General features: G+C 55.4%; 2 protein-coding genes. Both read left to right on the top strand.

The features are described from left to right. Positions 1 to 266 (top strand): hypothetical protein (locus FNJ47_RS50755; RefSeq protein WP_206685421.1); only part of this gene is annotated, 266 nt, incomplete at its 5' end. A 36-nt stretch (positions 267 to 302) separates the two neighbouring features. Further along, positions 303 to 493: hypothetical protein (locus tag FNJ47_RS50750; RefSeq protein ID WP_206685420.1), on the top strand; the 191-nt coding region annotated here is incomplete at its 3' end.

The following is a 493-nucleotide window of genomic DNA, read 5'->3' as shown; positions in this document are numbered from 1 at the left end:
ATGCCAAGTACTTGAGGATATTTGTCTACATCGGAGGCTGTACCCGCGTTGGCGTCGGACAGGGTATCGTTCTCGGAACGCTTCGAGACGATCCTGTGCGCGGGATTATGTTGGAAGCAGTCGCGAGGGCAGACATGCGCGCGTGGTCCAAAGAATTCGCGCAAAAGCAAACGGCCATTTTTAGTACCGCAAAGTGCATGAAAAACGAGTTCAGGGCCCGTGAGTGCCGCCTTACCGGCACTGGCCCGGAGTGGGCCAAACCTTGAAATGCGATTTGGTCTGCTTCTGGCCCCTTAGCCGACATGACCAAGCGCGCTTCTTTGTCCGCTTCTGACGGTAATGCGGGCTTCGTTCGGCGAGCGGATTTATGGGTACACGCCTTAGCACTACTTTGGCAGAATCTATTTGTACCGGTGTTTTTCAAGGATTTGTTTTCGGCAGTGTGGGCACCGCTGAGACGGCGGCCGAAGGATGAGACCGACGATGGCGTGAC

The sequence above is a fragment of the Bradyrhizobium uaiense genome (genome assembly GCF_010811875.1).
Taxonomy (GTDB): Bacteria; Pseudomonadota; Alphaproteobacteria; order Rhizobiales; family Xanthobacteraceae; genus Bradyrhizobium; species Bradyrhizobium uaiense.
The sequence above is the reverse complement of the archived record's forward strand: the minus strand, read 5'-3'. Positions and strand labels throughout refer to the sequence as shown.